Origin of the sequence: Desulfofarcimen acetoxidans DSM 771, from assembly GCF_000024205.1 — a bacterium.
In the GTDB taxonomy this organism is placed as follows: Bacteria; Bacillota; Desulfotomaculia; order Desulfotomaculales; family Desulfofarciminaceae; genus Desulfofarcimen; species Desulfofarcimen acetoxidans.
This window is the reverse complement of the sequence record NC_013216.1, coordinates 1,779,504-1,798,026: the sequence shown is the minus strand read 5'-3', so window position 1 is coordinate 1,798,026 and position 18,523 is coordinate 1,779,504. Positions and strand designations below refer to the sequence as shown.

At 44.4% G+C, this 18,523-nt stretch carries 13 protein-coding genes; 1 reads left to right on the top strand and 12 read right to left on the bottom strand.

The window, feature by feature from the left end; genetic code table 11:
* Positions 1–12 precede the first annotated feature (12 nt).
* The 7 genes from DTOX_RS08330 to DTOX_RS08300 all read right to left on the bottom strand — a co-directional run bounded on the left by DTOX_RS08330 (position 13) and on the right by DTOX_RS08300 (position 9,351).
* A complete protein-coding gene (locus DTOX_RS08330) occupies positions 13–864 on the bottom strand; it encodes a 3-hydroxybutyryl-CoA dehydrogenase (protein ID WP_015757270.1) in 852 nt (283 codons plus the stop codon).
* Between the two features lie 88 nt (positions 865–952).
* Positions 953–2,134 carry an acetyl-CoA C-acetyltransferase gene (locus DTOX_RS08325; protein WP_015757269.1) on the bottom strand — a complete coding sequence of 394 codons (1,182 nt, stop codon included), beginning with the start codon at positions 2,132–2,134 and terminating at the stop codon, positions 953–955.
* A gap of 40 nt (positions 2,135–2,174) precedes the next feature.
* Positions 2,175–4,226 (bottom strand): heterodisulfide reductase-related iron-sulfur binding cluster, encoded by a 2,052-nt coding sequence (locus DTOX_RS08320; protein ID WP_015757268.1) that lies wholly within the window; start codon positions 4,224–4,226, stop codon positions 2,175–2,177.
* Between the two features lie 190 nt (positions 4,227–4,416).
* Entirely contained in the window at positions 4,417–5,397 is a 981-nt protein-coding gene (locus DTOX_RS08315) for an electron transfer flavoprotein subunit alpha/FixB family protein (RefSeq protein WP_015757267.1), read from the bottom strand.
* A gap of 16 nt (positions 5,398–5,413) precedes the next feature.
* A complete protein-coding gene (locus DTOX_RS08310) occupies positions 5,414–6,181 on the bottom strand; it encodes an electron transfer flavoprotein subunit beta/FixA family protein (RefSeq protein ID WP_015757266.1) in 768 nt (255 codons plus the stop codon).
* A 108-nt stretch (positions 6,182–6,289) separates the two neighbouring features.
* Positions 6,290–7,450 (bottom strand): acyl-CoA dehydrogenase, encoded by a 1,161-nt coding sequence (locus DTOX_RS08305; RefSeq protein WP_015757265.1) that lies wholly within the window; start codon positions 7,448–7,450, stop codon positions 6,290–6,292.
* Positions 7,451–7,857: 407 nt separating this feature from the next.
* Positions 7,858–9,351, bottom strand: coding sequence for a glycogen synthase (locus DTOX_RS08300; protein ID WP_015757264.1), 1,494 nt, complete (start codon positions 9,349–9,351; stop codon positions 7,858–7,860).
* A gap of 182 nt (positions 9,352–9,533) precedes the next feature.
* Here DTOX_RS08300 and minC point away from each other — a divergent pair, with 182 nt between their 5' ends.
* Positions 9,534–10,211 (top strand): septum site-determining protein MinC, encoded by a 678-nt coding sequence (gene minC / locus DTOX_RS08295; RefSeq protein WP_015757263.1) that lies wholly within the window; start codon positions 9,534–9,536, stop codon positions 10,209–10,211.
* 165 nt (positions 10,212–10,376) lie between these two features.
* Here the strand turns inward: minC and DTOX_RS08290 are convergent, their stop codons facing one another.
* The 5 genes from DTOX_RS08290 to DTOX_RS08270 form a co-directional block, all read right to left on the bottom strand.
* Positions 10,377–10,910 (bottom strand): NUDIX domain-containing protein, encoded by a 534-nt coding sequence (locus DTOX_RS08290; protein ID WP_015757262.1) that lies wholly within the window; start codon positions 10,908–10,910, stop codon positions 10,377–10,379.
* Between the two features lie 28 nt (positions 10,911–10,938).
* Positions 10,939–11,553 (bottom strand): DUF3786 domain-containing protein, encoded by a 615-nt coding sequence (locus DTOX_RS08285; RefSeq protein ID WP_015757261.1) that lies wholly within the window; start codon positions 11,551–11,553, stop codon positions 10,939–10,941.
* Positions 11,554–11,714: 161 nt separating this feature from the next.
* Positions 11,715–12,872, bottom strand: a complete 1,158-nt coding sequence (locus DTOX_RS08280; RefSeq protein WP_015757260.1) for an aminotransferase class V-fold PLP-dependent enzyme — start codon at positions 12,870–12,872, stop codon at positions 11,715–11,717.
* A gap of 396 nt (positions 12,873–13,268) precedes the next feature.
* The gene (locus DTOX_RS08275) at positions 13,269–17,750 is read right to left on the bottom strand and encodes a hypothetical protein (protein ID WP_015757259.1); all 4,482 of its coding nucleotides are present in this window, start codon (positions 17,748–17,750) and stop codon (positions 13,269–13,271) included.
* Complete coding sequence (locus DTOX_RS08270; RefSeq protein ID WP_015757258.1) at positions 17,737–18,483, bottom strand: DUF6063 family protein; 747 nt, start codon at positions 18,481–18,483, stop codon at positions 17,737–17,739. The genes DTOX_RS08275 and DTOX_RS08270 overlap by 14 nt, the downstream gene beginning before the upstream one ends.
* Between the last annotated feature and the right edge of the window lie 40 nt (positions 18,484–18,523).

Sequence of the window (18,523 nt, the reverse complement as noted above, 5' to 3'; positions counted from 1 at the left end):
GTGAGACACCTCCTATTTGCTGTAATCGTATACGCCTTTACCTGTCTTTTGTCCCAACAAACCGGACTGTACATACTTGACCAGTAACGGGCAAGGACGGTATTTGGAATCTTTGAATCCTTCGTACAGAACATTCATAATGTTTAAACAGGTATCCAAACCGATTAAATCAGCTAAAGCCAGGGGCCCCATGGGATGAGCCATACCAAATTTCATTACATTGTCAATATCTTCAGCAGTGCCAAGACCTTCTGACAGAACAAAGAAAGCTTCGTTAATCATCGGCAGTAAGATTCTGTTAGATCCAAAGCCGGGGCTGTCTTTTACTTCAACGTTAACCTTGCCCATTTTTAACCCGATCTCGGCAATTGTATTATAAGTTTCGTCACTGGTCATAAAACCGCGAATAATTTCCAATAATTTCATAACCGGTACAGGGTTGAAGAAGTGCATGCCAATAACTTTGTCCGGGCGCTTGGTTACGGCCGCAATTTGGGTGATCGGCAGTGAGGATGTATTGGTAGCCAGGATGGCTTCCGGCTTGCAAACAACATCAAGAGTTTTGAAAATGTTTGCTTTCAGTTCCATATTTTCAATAGCGGCTTCAACAACCAGATCTGCATCCTTAGCATCGTCAAGGCTGGTAGATGTTTTAATTTTGGCCAGAACTGCATCCTTGGCGGCAGCTTCCATTTTACCTTTGGATACGGCGCGGGAAAGGTTTTTATCAATAATGCCCAAACCTCTTTGTACAAACTCGTCTTTAATATCGTTAAGAATTACATTATAACCGGCCTGAGCGGCAACCTGAGCAATACCTCCACCCATTTGACCGGCACCGATAACCATAATTGTTTGAACCATGCTAATCCCTCCTGAAGTTAATAACATATTTTTATAAAAATGCCGGGCAAATAAATCAAAACCCGGCACTATCAATCTAAACTAAGAACTAGGCCATCTCAACAACCAGAGCCGCTCCCTGGCCGCCACCGATACATAAAGTAGCCAAACCAAGCTTGCCGCCGGTACGCTTTAATTCATAAAGCAGGGTTACTAAAATCCTGCCACCGCTGGCACCAATCGGGTGACCGATAGCAATAGCCCCACCGTTGGGATTAAGCTTTTCTTCCGGGAAACCAAGTTCTCTGCCCACTGCCAGAGCCTGTGCCGCGAAAGCCTCATTTGCTTCAATAACATCGAGATCAGCTACGGTTATACCGGCTTTAGCCAAAGCTTTTTTAGAAGCGGGAACAGGACCCATACCCATAATAGAGGGATCTACGCCACCCGCACCGAAGCTCCTGATCACAGCCATAGGCTTAATGCCAAGTTCTTTGGCTTTATCCGCAGACATTATAACAAAGGCTGCTGCACCATCATTAATGCCGGAGGCATTACCGGCGGTCACACGTCCGTCTTTCTTAAATGCAGGCTTCAGCTTGGTTAAAGCTTCAATTGTTGATCCACGCTTGGGATATTCATCTGTATCGAAAAGTACGGGATCACCTTTTCTTTGAGGAATGGGAACCGGCACAATTTCATCTTTAAATTTACCTGCATCAATAGCTGCAACAGCCTTTAACTGACTGGACAGGGCAAACTTGTCCATGTCTTCGCGGGAAACATCATATTTCTCCGCTATGTTCTCAGCGGTAATACCCATATGATAATTATTAAAAGCATCCCACAGACCGTCTTTGATCATAGCGTCAACAACTTTACCGTCACCCATGCGCATGCCCCAGCGTGCTTTTTCCATTAAATACGGAGCCATACTCATGCTTTCAGTACCGCCGGCCACTACAATATCAGCCTCTTCAGCGCGTATCATCTGCATAGCCATGCCAACTGTTTTCAAACCGGAACCGCATACTTTATTTACTGAATATGTGGGAACCTCAATAGGAATACCTGCTTTAAGTGAACACTGGCGGGATACATTCTGTCCCAGACCTGCTCCCAATACGTTTCCGAAAATAACCTCATCAACCTGCTCACCGCTAATCCCGGCCCGTTTTAAAGCCTCAGCAATAACGATGGCACCCAGCTCCGCGGCAGGAATGTCCTTTAAAGCTCCGCCAAAGCTGCCTACAGCAGTACGAACCGCACTGACGATTACTGCATCACGCATAATTTATCTCCTCTCTGTAAAGCGTATTTTTATTTTTGTTTTACTGTAAATTTCTTTCCACTAATTCTGCCAGGTCAAAGGCTTTAATTGCTTCTGCTGCACCTTTATCCTTAATACCGTCTTCCATCATAGTTAAACAAAACGGACAGTTGGTTGCTACAACTTCAGAACCGGTTTCTAAAGCCTGCTCCGTACGCATAACATTAATCCTGGTGCCGTGTTCCTCCAACCACATTCTTCCGCCGCCGGCACCGCAACAAAAGCCTTTGGTCTTGTTGCGAACCATCTCAGTCAGGTTAATTCCGGGCAACTTATCGATAATCTGGCGGGGCGCCTCATACTCGTTTTGATAACGTCCTAAGAAGCAGGAGTCGTGATAAGTAATTTTCATTCCCGCACTGGCAGGTTTAAATCTTAACTTGCCTTCTTTAATCAACTGGTTAATTAATTGTGTATGGTGAATAACTTCATAATTACCTCCGAACTGCGGGTATTCATCTTTAAGCACAGTCAGGCAGTGCGGGCAGGTAGTCACAATTTTCTTAACTCCGTAACCGTTTAAGGCCTCTACATTCTCATTTATTAATGATTGAGCCAGGTACTCATTTCCCAGCCTTCTGGCCGAGTCACCACAGCATCTTTCTTCTGAGGCCAAAATAGCAAAGTTTACATTGGCTGCCTTTAATATTTTGACAAAAGATGTAGCTACTTTTTGACTGCGATCATCAAAGGCTGCAGCGCAACCGGCGAAATAAACTATATCGACATTACTGTCATCGGCCAGAACTTTAACATCCAGCTCACTGGCCCAATCTCCTCTGTTGTTCCAACCCACACCCCAGGGATTATAGTTGCGCTCCATATTGGTGAAAGCCAATTGAGCCTCAGCCGGAAACTCACTGTCCATCATAACAAGATTCTGCCTGATCTGAATAATTTTAGGCACATGTTCATTCATCACCGGACATTGTTCCATACAGCTGGCGCAGTTAGTACAATCCCAAATTTCTGCTTCACTAAACACATCAGGCACCAGGGTCTTTTCCATAACAGCTTCAGCGCTTTCACTGCTGATAGCCATCTCTGCTACAGGAGAATTGGACAATTGGGCTTGTTTTAAAGCAGGACCGAGGACCTGCACTTTTTCCTCAACATGCATTCTTAACTTGTGAATAAAATGCTTCGGTGACAGATGCTTACCGCTTAGATAGGCAGGACAATTAGCCTGACAGCGGCCGCATTCAGCGCAGGCAAAGCCTTCCATGATATCTTTCCAGGTAAAATGCTCTAACTTGGCCGCCCCATACTGCTCAATTTCCTCATTTTCAAAATCAATCGGCTCAATCATGCCGCCACGCGGCTTGAGTGTGCGGAAATACACATTCAGTGGTGCAAACACCGGGTGAACATGCGGTGAATAACGGAAGAAGACCATAAAACCGGATAAAAAAATCACATGAACCCAAAAAGATACTTCCACACCGGCTGCCAGTGCTTGTGCAGACATTCCGCTGAACAGATTGCCAAGAAAGCCGGTAATAGGGGCCAGTGAATACATAGGATCCTGAGTTAATGCATATTTAAAACCGTTGCCTGCCAGGACAGAGCCCATCATTATGAACAAGCCTGCAATCATGCCGAGGATTAGATTTTCAGCCGGTGTTCCAAAAGCCTCTGCTTCCAATCTTTCTACCTTTTGCACCCAGCGGCGCCAGCCGGAATACCAAATACCTATAATAGCTATCAAACCAATTACATCAACAAACAGATAAAACAGGGGGTTGTCTGTGATATAAGGAATATTGAAGCCGGGTATCAAACCTGCCAAAATGAACTGCAATATGCCTAAACCAAACAGGTTGGCTCCAAAAAAGATCATTAAGTGCATAATCCCGCCTTCCGGCTCACTAATAATCTTCTTTTGTCCTAACACATAGACCAACAGGCCTCTAACACGCTCTCCCGCATTGTCAGACCTGTTATCCTTTTTTCCCAGATAGGTTGCCATCATTCGCTCTTTAATACCCTGAACCATATTAAAAAGACCGAAGGCCACCAATGCTGCAAAAATAACAATTTTCAGGAGGCTCATGTTGACCTCTCCCTTCGACCATGTTTACAATTTTGGACAGGTATCCGCATACCTGGTCAACATACATCCAGGCTTACCCTCCATTTAATTTCAAAAAATATATAGCTGCTGGAACCGGTGGTTATTTATCTGTATACCATCAAAAGTTCCAGCAGATGCCACAGCTTACGTTAATATATCTATCTATAGATTAAGCCAGTAATTTCTTGAGTTCTTCTTTGAGAATCGGAACAACCTGGAATAAGTCACCTACGATACCGTAATCAGCTACTTTAAAGATATTGGCGTCTTCGTCTTTATTAATAGCTACGATACACTTGGAGGAACTCATACCGGCCAGGTGCTGAATAGCACCTGAAATGCCACAGGCAATGTAAAGGTTCGGTGATACGGTTTTACCTGTTTGTCCAACCTGTTGGGACTGCGGATACCAGCCTGCATCCACTACAGCACGTGAGCAACCTACGGCAGCGCCAATTGCATCCGCCAATTCTTCAATCAGCTTCATACTTTCGGCATTTTTAACACCACGGCCGCCGGAGACAATAATGTTGGCTTCTGTGAGTTCCGGGCGGGAAGAGATAGCCATAGCAACTTCTTTAATCTTTTGGCGAATGTCGCCTGTATTAGCATCAGCATTAACAACTTCAGCCTGCTTGCCAGCTGCCGGTTCATTAATAGCTAACACGTTAGGACGCATAGCTGCAATAACCGGGCGAGCTTCCGCGCAAGATGCGGTTACAAAGGCTTTGCCTGCATAAAGCGGGCGGTCAAATACCAGCTGGCCTCCATCTACTTTAACGCTGACAGCATCAGAAACCATACCTGTAGCCAAACGCTGGGCCAGACTGGCTCCCAGGTCACGGCCTACTGCCGTATAACCGAAGAAAACAGCGGTGGGCTCATTAGCTTTAGCTAAATCTGCTACTACGTTTACATATGCATCACAGGTATATTCGGCTAATTTTTCATTGTCTACAACATAAACTTTATCGGCACCATACTCACCAAGAGCCGCCGCCAGGCCGGCAACATCTTTACCGAGCAATACCGCACAAAGTTCTTCGCCAAGCTGGTCGGCTAAACCACGACCGGCACTCAACAATTCATAAGTCACTTTTTTTATTTTAGCGTCACGCTGTTCAGCAAATACCCAAATACCTTTTGCCATTTGTGATTACCCTCCCTTATATAACTTTAGCTTCTTCGCGCAGTAATTTGGCTACTTCCTTAGCCGCATCAGCAGCTTCGCTCTTGATAAGTTTTCCTGCTGCGCGGGCTGCCGGCAAATATACGTTCAACGGTTTAACTTTGGCTGCAACTGCCGCTGCGTCTAAACCTAAAGCACCTAAAGCAACCTTATCAATCGGCTTTTTCTTGGCTTTCATAATACCTTTCATGGACGGGTAACGGGGCTCATTCAAACCCTTTTGGCAGGTAATCACTGCCGGAAGCGCGACTTCCACAACTGCGGAACCGCCGTCGATTTCAGTGGTAGCAGTGGCTGTGCCGCCGGCTACTTCCAATTTAACTGCTAAATTAACTAACGGAATATTTAAGGCTTGAGCAACACGAGCGGCTACCTGAGCGGAACTGTCATCAATGGCTCTCCAGCCGGCCAGCACCAGGTCATACTCCATACCGCTGATTGCTTTAGCCAGAGCAACTGCTACGCCATATTCATCGGCATCTGCCATTGCCGCGTCATCAATTACATAACCCTTGTCAGCACCCATAGCCAACGCCTGGCGTACGGTCTGATCTACGTTAGAACCTACGGTAACAATGGTTACTTCACCTTTGGCAACCTCAGCAATTTTCAAAGCTTCCTCAACGGCAAACTCATCGTACGGGTTAATAATCTGGGTAACACCGGCATCACTGATTTTTCCACCAGAAATATTAATTGCGGCTTCAGTATCGAAAACTTGTTTTAAAAGCACTAAGATTTTCATACGCTACCTCCTTTGCTTTTCCCTTACTTATAATGATAGGCATCTAATGAGCGACCCCATGCGGAAGCCGCTCATAAAATACATCAACAAACTGTTATGAGCTTATTATTATCTCTTTCTCCCGCCAACACCCAGGTGGGCAGCAATAACAACGCGCTGAATCTCGTTGGTGCCTTCGTAGATTTGGGTAATTTTAGCATCACGCATCATACGCTCAACAGGATACTCTCTGGTGTAACCGTTGCCACCGCAGATTTGAACAGCCTCAGTGGTTACTTCCATAGCTGTGTCACCGGCAAAGCACTTGGCCATAGCTGAATATAAACCGTATCTCTTGTCTCCGGCATCCTTCATATAAGCAGCCTTTAAGGTTAACAGGCGGGAAGCTTCAATTTTCATAGCCATGTCAGCAAGTTTGAAAGCAATAGCTTGCTGTGCGGAAATCGGCTTGCCAAACTGTTCGCGAGTATTAGCATAATTTAAAGCATAGTCATAAGCGCCTTGGGCAATACCTACAGCCTGAGAAGCAATACCGATACGTCCGCCGTCTAAGGTAGCCATAGCTACTTTAAAGCCTTCGCCTTCTTTGCCCAGCATGTTTTCTTTGGGGATTTTGCAGTTATCAAATACTAATTCATAAGTAGCGGAAGCACGAATACCCATTTTTTCTTCTTTCTTACCAAAGGTGAAACCGGGGGTGCCTTTTTCTACGATGAAAGCAGTGATGCCCTTAAGTCCCTTGGACTTGTCGGTCATAGCGGTTATTACATAGATGTCGGCATAGTAACCGTTGGTAATAAAGATTTTAGTACCGTTAAGTACATAGTTGTCGCCTTCCAAAACGGCAGTGGTTTTGGTAGCGCCTGCGTCAGAACCGGCGGCAGGCTCAGTTAAACCGAAAGCACCGATTTTCTCGCCGTTGGCCAGCGGGGTTAAGAATTTTTGTTTTTGTTCTTCGGTGCCGAAACCATAAATCGGCCAGGCACACAGGGAAACGTGAGCAGAAAGCGTAACACCGGTGGAAGCACATGTACGGCTTAATTCTTCAACGGCTAAAGCGTAGCTAACATTGTCCATGCCAGTCCCGCCATACTCTTCGGGGAACGGAATACCGGGCAGACCGATTTCAGCCATCTTGTCCCACATTATTTCTTTTTCAAATGTTTCATGATGATCCCGTGCAGCCGCACCAGGAGCAATAACTTCATCAGAAAAATCTTTTACGGTTTTTTGCATCATTTCTTGGTCTTCAGTTAATTTAAAAATCACTTAGATACTCCTCCTCAAAGATGTATTTTAGCCCCTTACCATAACCCTGATCCAAATCAGGTTGCAAACGGACCTGTCTTCACAACTATACCTAGCAAAGACCATACCAATTTTTCGAAAACTCTGAAATACTGTAAAACAACGAATTTACAAGGCTGGAGCTATTGTAGAGGAGGATGATCTAAAGAACAGTGTTTTTTTAATTTACAGAAGAAACTTGCATCGGGCCTACCAACATTTGCTTTACACGCTGAAAAGGCAATGTATTCATGGTATACACAAAACACAATTGTATACACAAATCTACTGTTATGATTCAAGCTGTGAGCTTTTTCTATCTTACTGAAAATAAAGTTTTTTAGCTTAAATTTAAAAGCCTGCGCTCTTTTGAGCACAGGCTTATGATTTTATGCCGTTTTTACTGCTATATTACGTTTTGCAAGGGCGGTCTGGTACAGCTGAATATACTCGACTGCCGAGCGGGCCCAAGAAAAATCAAGTTCCATAGAGTTCTTGACCAGCTTGCGCCAGTTATGCGGTTCTTCACGATAGACCTTTAAGGCCCTTCTGACGGCCTGCCGAAAAGCATTGCCCTCATATTCCAGAAAAACAAAACCATTTCCTGTTCCAGGCGAAGCATGATAGTCTTTTACAGTATCGGCCAAACCTCCCGTAGCACGTACAATCGGAATTGTACCATAGCGAAAACTTATCAACTGTCCCAGCCCGCACGGTTCATAATGTGAAGGCATTAAAAACATATCCGAACCGGCATATATGCGCTGGGCCAAAACAGGATTAAAGGCAATATGGACAGCAACTTTTTGAGGATACTTTTCTTGAATTCTTTCAAAAAGGTCATGATAGTAAGGATCACCCAGTCCCAACATTATAAGCTGAACATCCTCTTTCATCAAATCGTCAATAACCGGTATAAACAAATCCAGGCCCTTCTGATCAACCAACCTGGAAATTAGGCCTAACACCGGCAAGTCCTTTACAGGCAGTCCCATTTCTTTCTGTAATAAAAACTTGTTTTCTCGTTTTTTATCCAAGCTTTCCGCATCATAATTCCTGTATATCCGGGGATCAGTTTTAGGATCAAATTCATGAATGTTTATACCATTTAAAATCCCGTACAAGTCATTGCTGCGCTTGCGCAGAAGTCCATCCATATGCTCACCCAGCTCCGGGCGTTGGATTTCTCTGGCATAGGTTTTACTTACCGTACTGACCAGGTCAGCATATAAAACACCGGTTTTTAAAAAACTGAGGTTACCGTAAAACTCCAGCAAATCAGGTGTGAAATACTCGTCCCCGACTCCAAAGTATCTTAAAAGTTCTTTCGAATAATTCCCCTGATATCTTAGATTATGAATAGTAAAAACCGTAGCCGTTTTATTATAAAAAGGATCATGCCGGTATTTTGTTTTCAGGAAAAACGGTATCGGTCCGGACTGCCAGTCATTGCAATGAATTATATCAGGCTGCCAATTAAGCTTGGGCAGCATCTCCAGCAGTGACCTGCAGAAAAATGTAAAACGAATGGGATCATCATCAAACATATACATACCGTCACGGTAAAAGTAGTGGTGATTATCGATCATATATACGGGAATAGCCTTATCCTGTCTTTTATAGTGAGCCTCTATAGAGGAAGTCCTAATGATCGCGGTTTCTACACGATCACCGAATTTAACCGGAAAATCCATAAGATAATCAGAACCTTCAATTTGCTTATAATGCGGCATAACCAATCTTACATCATTAATATTGTGATCAGTTCCGACCAGTGATAAGGCTTTGGGCAGTGAACCTGCCACATCGGCCAGTCCCCCAGTCTTGGCAAAAGGTGCCACTTCTGAGGATACAAGCAGTATTTTTAAAGGTCGATCAAACATATTACAACACCTTCCTGCCGCTAATATTCCAATTTTAATTATTTCAAGTTATCTTACCCAGTTTATGAATTTATTATATGCCAATACTAAAGTTTTTTTTACAATCAGGCAGGAATTAAGTCAGTTAAAATCGAAAATAAATATAAATATATGAAAATTGTGGGAAGGGGGCCTTTTTTCAAATGACCAAAGACCCGATCACTATTAAAGGCACCAAAAACGGTTTATTAATAATAATAGATCCGTTTTGTGAATATGATAATATAAAGCTAAAACTTACAGAGAAATTGGACTCTGCCAAAGGTTTTTTTAAAGGAGCAAAATTTATCCTGGACCAGTCCAAGAAATCTCTCACGATAACTGAGCAGCAAAGATCCGAATTAGAAGATATATGCCAAAATTTTGGACTTATCCCCAGTTTAAATTTAGAGAATATCTATGATTTGCCGGTGGAAAAAATCATAAGTTCAGCTAAATTAGCCAAACACAGTAAAGCAGAACCGGTAAACCCCCCGGGAGAACCAACGCTTTTTGTGCAAAAAAATTTGAGATCCGGGCAAAAAATAAGCTACCCTGGCCATGTGGTTATCCTTGGCAATGTCAATCGAGGCGCAGAAGTTATCGCGGAAGGAAACATTGTTATTTTAGGCAGCTGTCTGGGAAACATACATGCCGGATACCCGAGAAATCGAAACGTCAAGGTGATAGCTACATTTTTATCTCCCAGTCATTTGAGCATAGCTGAACATTCCTTTAAGATTCTTTCTGACCGGATCCCGGCCAACCCGGAAATTGCCTTTATTAAAAACGGTGAAATCATTATTTTAAATTTTCTCAGCAGTCATATGCAGGCACAGTAATCAGTTAAGCTGCCCTATAGGGGAAAGCAGCCTTAAACGACTTTCAAGCAGCCACAGGCATTCGTGCTCGGTGAAAATTATGCATTGTTAACCTTGTCTTATCCACAGTTCCACCATAAGCATAATTTCCCGGAATACAAGTAGAAGCCAGGCTTGGCCTGGCTTCTACTTGTATGATTCAGCTAAAAGAATCCCTACAATCGACTTAGCATCTCGTATCTCTCCCCGCCGGACCATATCAAGCGTATTCTGCAAGGGAACCGAAATTACCTGAATAAACTCATCTTCATCTAAATCCTGGCCAGTATAAGTCAAGTTGCGAGCCAGGAACAAATACATCTTTTCATTAGTGAAACCAGGTGTCGTAAAGAAAGAAGGCAATTCCCGCCATTCCTCCGCTTCCCAACCTGTCTCCTCTTTTAATTCTCTCTTAGCACAGATTAAAGGTTCTTCCCCCCGTTTTAAACCGCCGGCCGGCAGTTCCAACATAACTTCTCCCACTGAATAACGAAATTGTCTTACCAGCAGCACTTTTTGATCATTGGTAATGGCAATAACAGTAACGGCACCCGCATGTTCAACCACTTCTCTTTTTGAAGTGCTGCCGTTAGGCAAAGCTACCTCGTCTAAGCGCAAGCTTAATACCTTGCCCTGGTATACAACTTTTGATTCTAATGTTTTTTCGGCCAAATCCGACAAATTATTACCAATCCCTTCAGTTTTCTCGTTAATTAAAGGCGAGTTTCTTCATAGCTCCTATTACCAGTGAAGGCAGTAAGGCATAATCTTCAGTATCCAGATAACGGGGTGCCGAAGCATCAAATAAAACATTACCGTTAGCAGGAAACTCCTCATCAGCCAGCCAAAGAATAAAGGTTACCGGTACGCGGGGAAATACCGGTATAGTTATACTGGCATCTCCCATAGTCAGCCTTTCTCCACCTAATTTCTCCCCCGCAGACAGCATTTTATCCGGAATATTGCCAAAAATGCCGACCAGAGGACGGATAGCTCTATTAGTAAAAGGTTCAATATAAATAAAACCGTCCGGCAGTTCTTTAAAAGAAATCAACTTGTTTTGCAGATCTACCCCGCTTGCCCCATAAAGATAATGAAGTATTAAAATTTTTACCTCTATTATAACCTCGCTATTTGAATCGCTGTAATATACTTCACCATCCGGATAAACCACCCTGTAGTCTTGTCCCAAAAAAGGAACCGCAAATTCCTTTTTTTCAGTATTATAAGTTACTCCGGCCTTAAGTGCCATAGCCTCAGCATCTTTTTGGCTGAAAATAGTTTTTGCTTTTTCCAGCGCCGGAACCAGATTTATCAGTGCCATAACGTACCCCCTCAAAAATTTCTTTCTTATTCTTTCTACTTCGACAGAATTGTTTCCTGCAAAAGATATGTATTATTATCGACATATATTTTTCTTAATCAAAATGAATATCATCGCTGATTATGAATATTTTATCGTAAAAAGATCATGAGTTATCCGGTTCAGGTTTTTTTTGCTTTTCCGGCAATAATATCCTCCAGGCAATTTAAAGCATAAGAAACCTCAGCAGCTGTGTTAAAGTGAGAAAAGCTGAAGCGAATTAATTTCTTTTCCAGCGTACCCAGTGTTTTATGAGCATCCGGCGCACAGTGAGCACCTACCCGGCAGGCAATATTAAAGGTTTTATGCAATATGTCTGCCGCCTCCTGAGTGTCGTACCCCTCAAAATTAAATGAAACTACCGGGGCTCTGCCTGCTGTATCTTTTAAACCGTAAATTCTGAGGCTCTTCAGATTACAGGCTCCCTGCAGAAACTGCCCGGTTAGATTTAATTCATGCTCGCGAATCTTTTGCATGCCTTCCCGCTGAATATATTTAAGCGCCGCTCCCAGCCCGGCAATGCCAAAGCTGTTGACAGTACCGCTTTCATACCTGTCCGGCATAACCTCGGGCTGTTCCGGAACTTCTGAGAGCTTGCCGGTACCACCGTGTTTGAGCGGCGTTAGCTTTATGCCTTCTTTAACATATAAGCCTCCCGTACCGGTAGGTCCCAGCAGGCTTTTGTGTCCCGGAAAAGCCAGCAAATCTATACCCATTTCCTGCACGTCAATATCAAATACACCGGCGGTTTGCGCAGCATCTACAATAAAAATTAAGCCTTTATCGCGTGCTAACTCCCCTACCTCTTTTACCGGCATCAGGGTGCCGGTTACATTAGAGGCATGAGTCAGTACAATTGCCCTGGTATTTGACTTGACGGCAGAGCTGATAGCCTCAACAGAGATAATCCCGGTCTCACTGTCACACGGCACTTTGCTTACTTCCACACCCTGTCCGGCTAAGTAATAAAGAGGCCTGCTCACCGAGTTGTGCTCCATAGAGCTTGTTATTACGTGCTCACCGGGGCGCAGCAAGCCTTTTATGGCCAGGTTTAATGCCTCTGTCGCATTTAGACCAAATGTCACTTGTTCCCATTTATCTATGTTAAATAAACCGGCCAAAAGCTGTCTTGTCTCATTTACTATGCTGTTGGCCTCTAAGGCCATCCGGTAGCCCGATCTGCCGGGATTAGCCCCCACCTGCTTCAGGCAATACTCCATTGCCTGCCATACCGCATCCGGTTTTGGCCAGGATGTCGCCGCGCTGTCAAAATAAATCAAAGTAACACCTCCCCGCTTAATATTTATCCTGGGAGGTCGGATTATACAGGTCAAGATAACCTTACCCCATTGATTGAGGGATTTTTACCAGCTCTTCTTTGGAAAGTCCGCTGCAGTCGTTCAGCAAGCAGGTCATTCCGCTTTCTTCCCAACTTATGGCTCGTTCAACTACTTTGCGCGATCCCTTTAAATGCCTACTGAGAAATATCTTCCGCAATATCCTTGCGGCCCGTCACAACTGTTGTGCCATATCATTTGGAAAAGTAACAATGTTTCATTGAGAGGCGCGGCTATTTAGGTTCAAAACCGGTATTAAATACAGTTTACAATTCATTTAATGCTTTTTGTATACTGAACGGTTTAATTCACGCAGAAGAAAAATGAAGACTAACCAGGTTAGTCTTCATTCACTCCACTGCGATAGTACCCCGTATCCATCCGGTTGACAGAAATAAACTCTTTGCCCCCAAGACTGCGCAGCTTCAAACTGTAGACTACATCAAAATACTTAAAAATATTCTGATCAGTCAGAGCGGTAAGACAAATCATCTGCACCCGGTTGGCCGCAGCCAATTGGAAAACCATATCCAGGATATGGGGAGAAGAGGCGGCACCGAAAGGATTATCCGCCACCAAAACTTTGGCCGGGTTGTACATAGCACTGGCCTTGCTGCGCAGGTAAGAGATCAGAGCAATATACATAGCACAAAAGCCTGCGTAACGCTCACCACCCGACCATTTAAAAACACCTTCCCAACGATCATAGCGAGAGGAGGCATGATCCTTTTCCGGTTTTAAAACTCTGACTATAGCCTCGGAAAGAGGTGATAGAACATTCAGCAATTCCTTGGAGGACATTTTGTGCTCAATAAATTCCTGTAGTTTTTGCTCCTCCGCACCTTCATCTTTCATATCGTTTAGTATCATGATACACTGATTAATATAATTGTCCGTCACCACCGGCGCAGCCTGTTGCTCCCAAGATCTCAGCTTAATGTCAATAGCCTGCAAATTCCGATCGTTTAAAGTAAACTTGGAAAACTTCTTGATAGAATTTATTTCATCGGCCACCCTGGAAGCCTGCTGTATGCAGCGACTGATCAGTTCCTTTTTATCCTCCTCAATTTCCTTCAGCTTGTGTTTATAACTCTCCTCATACTTAAGGATAGTGGCAAAACACTTACTGAAAACAGGTTCTACCAGCGCAAAATCATATTTATGCCTGTCCTGCTCTAACAAAGATTTAACAAAACTGTTCACGATGCCGTTGTGTCGGGCCTCCAAAACCTTTTTAAAAATCTCGAACTGTTTCTCTACCACCCGGCTCTTGCTCTGCTCTTCATCTTTGAGCTTATTTAACAAGCGGGTTTGCCGGGAAACAAAATCCGTGACATTTTGCATGGCCTGCTGCCAAACCTCCGGGGGCAGCCCATCATCAATCGGCATTATGCTGTTGCTCTTCATGTTTTCATCCAACCTGATTCTCGCGTCTTTCAACAAGGATAACTCATTATTATTTTTTTCAAGCAAATCCCCCAGGAGCTGCAATTCATTCCGCACCTGCAATTTATCCCGCCGCAAAACCGCTTCCTCATTGTCGGGATGAGAAAACAGAGTATATGGCTCCTGTCCGTACTTTTCCGCCACTTCCTCACAATATATTTCCATTTTTGAAACAGCTCCGGCCCGCTGCTCATTCATGCCTGCCTGCTCTTTTTGCATCCTACGATGCATATCCTTACATGACTCCCGCCTGTTTTCCAATAATCCGATCACTTCATTTGAAATATAGCTATCGGCATGGCTGACCTCTTGCAAAAGCAGTCCGTAAGTATTTTGAATTATTTTTTCGTATTCTCTAATATGCTCCTGACAGCTCTTAATATCATCTTCCAGCGACTTGAGCCCTTTTACTTCTCCAGCCAAAGTTTTTTCCAAACCGGTCGCCTGTGCTTTAGCTTCTTCATAGCTCAAAGGCAAAGCCTGTCTCAATTCCGGCAGAACGGCAGCCACGACCTGAGGCAGCGCACTGTCCCGCCTGTTGTCACCGTCCATATTAAGAAGTTTATCAGTTATCATATGAGACTGCCGCCACCCGTCATGTTCCAAAACTTCCAGGCCTTCACACTCCCGCTCCATTTCATCCAGTATTCTGCTCTCGTTATCCAACCGCAATGTCAACTCGGTTATTCTAGTTTGCAGACCGTTCAGCCTATTCCGGCAATCCGCCAATTCTGTGTGCAAGGACTGAATTTGTCCGGCCAGTTCCTCCATTTGCCTTAAATAACTCACTTTCTCTTCGTGCTGGCAATAGAGGTTTTCCAGTTCTTTATAGTGATTTTTCGCTTGAGTCAAGAGTTCTCCCTTCTTTTCCCTATCTTCCTCCAGCACTGTTTTGACTTCAAGCTTCTGAATACGCCGCTTTTCCTGATACACCAGGCGTGAAGCTGTTTTTTGCATCTCAGCAACAACAGCATTGCTCTCACTTTCGAAAACCGGGGTTGGGTCTTGCGGATAGCTCAGATAAAATTCCCGTACTTTAAACTCTAATTCCGCCAATAAGTCACTATTTTGACGCAGCCTGCTTATTTCCTGTTCCGCGTCCTCCATCTGCTCGCCAAGGGAGAGCCTCAATTCTTCCAATGCCTGGCGGGAAAGAGCATAACGGTAACCGCCATGCCAGGGCAGGTAAACATAGTTATCCATCAGTGGCAGCAGAGCACTGTCTTTCACCTCACCGCCGGACAACGCTGCCTCACTCTTCACCACCAGCGGCACAGGGTTATTTAAAGCCAGCTTCTGCCACTTTTCCGCCAATTTGCTCAAATTAGCCAGATCCTTGCGGGCAACGATCAAAGAATATGGCAGCAAAGGGTTGTTTTTCAGATAATTCTCCCGCTGTCGGCCGCTTATTCCGGCCAGATCAAGCCACTTGCTGCCTGTCTCGGAGAAAACACCCCATTCTTCCAACTTCTCCTGCACCAGCAGCAATTCCCGATTGGGCACATAATATTCCAAGCCGCTCAGTTCGGCCTTCTCCTGAATATTGCTCTTTTTTGCCCCGACCCGCAGCATAGCTTGCTGCCCCTCAATTACTTTTTGAGCCAACCTGGTCTCAATGTCAGCACGGTTAGCAAATATATCCCCCACATCCAGCGAAAACCGCGTCAAACTGTCCTGGATATGTTCATATTGCGAATTAAAAACAGCTCGATTTTCGTTAATGCGTTCCATGCGATTGGCAGCAGACGCCTGCCGGAATTTCAGTTCTTCAATTTCTTTCTCAACCGGCGGCAATTCTTCAACAATCTTTTTTATACTGTCTTCAATTTCATCCTTTGCCCGCTCGATTTCCTGTATAATTTCCGACACTGCCTTTTTTCCGTAAGCAGGATCTTTTACCCAGGCTTCCTCATATCCCCCGGCCAAAAGCGTCTTTTCTTTTTCTGAATAAAATTTCAGCCAGCCTTCCACCATGCCTGATTGTTTTCCGCTCTTTTCGATACTTTCTTCCAGCCGTTTCTGTTTTACCTCCTTCTCTTTCGTTTCCGACTTCAGGGCTAACAATTCCTCCCTCAGAGCTTTTACACCCGGCATCTGCCGGTTAATCCTTTCTTTAAGCCTGGTTTTCCAGGTATAGCGGCAGGTTAATAACTGCTCCATGAGTTCCCGGTTGCTGCGCGTCAGATTTTCCGCCTCAACCTGAGCCGCTTTTATCTTTGCCTGCTCCGCAGCAATTTTAAGCCAGAGGTTTTTACCCTTAGCCAGGTTTACCTCATAGGCAGACTGCCTTGCCTCTTTTTCAACCAGTGTAATACTTTCGGTCAGAGCAATAAATTTCTTTTCCAAATCCTGTAGTTCCAGTTTCACTCTGATATATGGCAGGCTGTCCAGCTTATATTCCAATTCATGGAGCCATTTACCTTGCTTTTCCAGATCCGCTGACAGTCCTGCGTTTAAGGCATTGATTTCCTCTTTCCTATTGTTCACACTGCAGTACAATCGCGCTACTTTTTCTTTTTGCCCACTGCGCTCCAATATGCAGTCACTGTAAGCCTTGATGGCGGCCAACACCTTTTCTCCCTCACCCCGGATAGTAGAAAAATCTTTGATGTTTTTTTCCAGCTTAGGGATGCTCAAAAGATTGTCCTTATGTCTGGTAAAAGCACGGGCTAACTCTTTTTCTTCCCCGGCCCGGTTAAAAATCACCTGATCCACACCCGGTATAATCAATCTTTCCATAAGCTGTTCGGTTTTTTTGCTCTTTTCAAAAAAACCTTCCATACCGCCTTCATCACCGTTAGTGGTCTTGATGCCCCGCCATTCCCGCTCGTAAATATTAAATGTTTCCAGATGCTTGACATACTTGTGCTTTTCCCCCTTATCCTGTTGAAAAACATCCAGGCGGCGGCCTCCCTCACCGGACAGGCGGCGCAACATAACCAACAATTCCTGGTAGGAACGGACCTTGCGATTTTCCAGCAGCGGCAGGTTCTCTATATCAAGCTCATTAGGAATCTGATCATACTGAATCGTATACATAAAATATTTAAAAAGCCTTTCATCCTCGTAGCCCCTGGTAAAACAAAAACCGGTCAAAAGGTAGCGTGATTCCGGGTCATCCAGGCGCCATTCCACCAGGATATGTCCGGTAAAGCGATCGCTGCCGCTGACCAGATCGGAAGCCGGCCTCACACCGATACTTTCATTAGGCAGCACTACTTGTAGAAGCAGTTGCACCATAAGAGACTTGCCGCCCCCATTTTCCAAAATAAAAGCACAGTTACTGCCTGCAGGCAAAAACATATCATTGACAAATTCTTTTTTACCGTTATCATACTTGACATTAGTTAGTCTAATCCGCTCAATTTGCGGCAACCTGATCCCTCCTTGCCGCCTGCCCGCCGGACAGCAGAAACTGTAACAATTGCTCTTTTCTCGAGGTATCCGAGTAGTAGCGGCGCACCATGCAATCCAGTCTGTCACGCAGGTAAATCTCCCTGTCCTGATGTACGATAACCAAATCCTGCGCCTGCAAAAAATTGCAGACTTTCAGAATAAAGCTCACCTTATTGTTCTTACTTCTTGCCAGGCTCTTTAATTTATCATCATAATCAGGCAAATCACGCCACAGATAAACAGCATGTGAAAAACCGAACTCCAATTCTTCCTCTATAACAGCTATTTCCTCCAACTGCCCGATCTTTTCTGTTTTGTCAGTAACAAATGATTCCAATTCTATTACCGGCACGAACTGGCGGGTAACCACGTTCAAATCCTCGCTGTCGTAAAACATAGCCATCAGACAGAGTATTATAAAATATGCGGTATAAAGCTCGGCATTTGTCTTTAAGCCCAGCAAATCCCTCAACTCTGTATTGGTGTAGCCAAACACACGGTTATCAATGCCCGGTGAGATATACAGCTTGTCCACCGCATTCAATACCTTGACTTCTGCTGCAGGTTCAAAAACTCCGGATATAATCTCCCTTACCTCGGGAACATTTTTATATGCCTGCAATAACCGGGAGGACTTTTCGTCAACTACTCCCCGGCTGACAAGTGTCATAAAAATAGCGCAGGCATCCTTTACATTCTCAGCTTTATACATTTGCACCACCTCAATAGGACAATCACCTTAATCTCTCGGC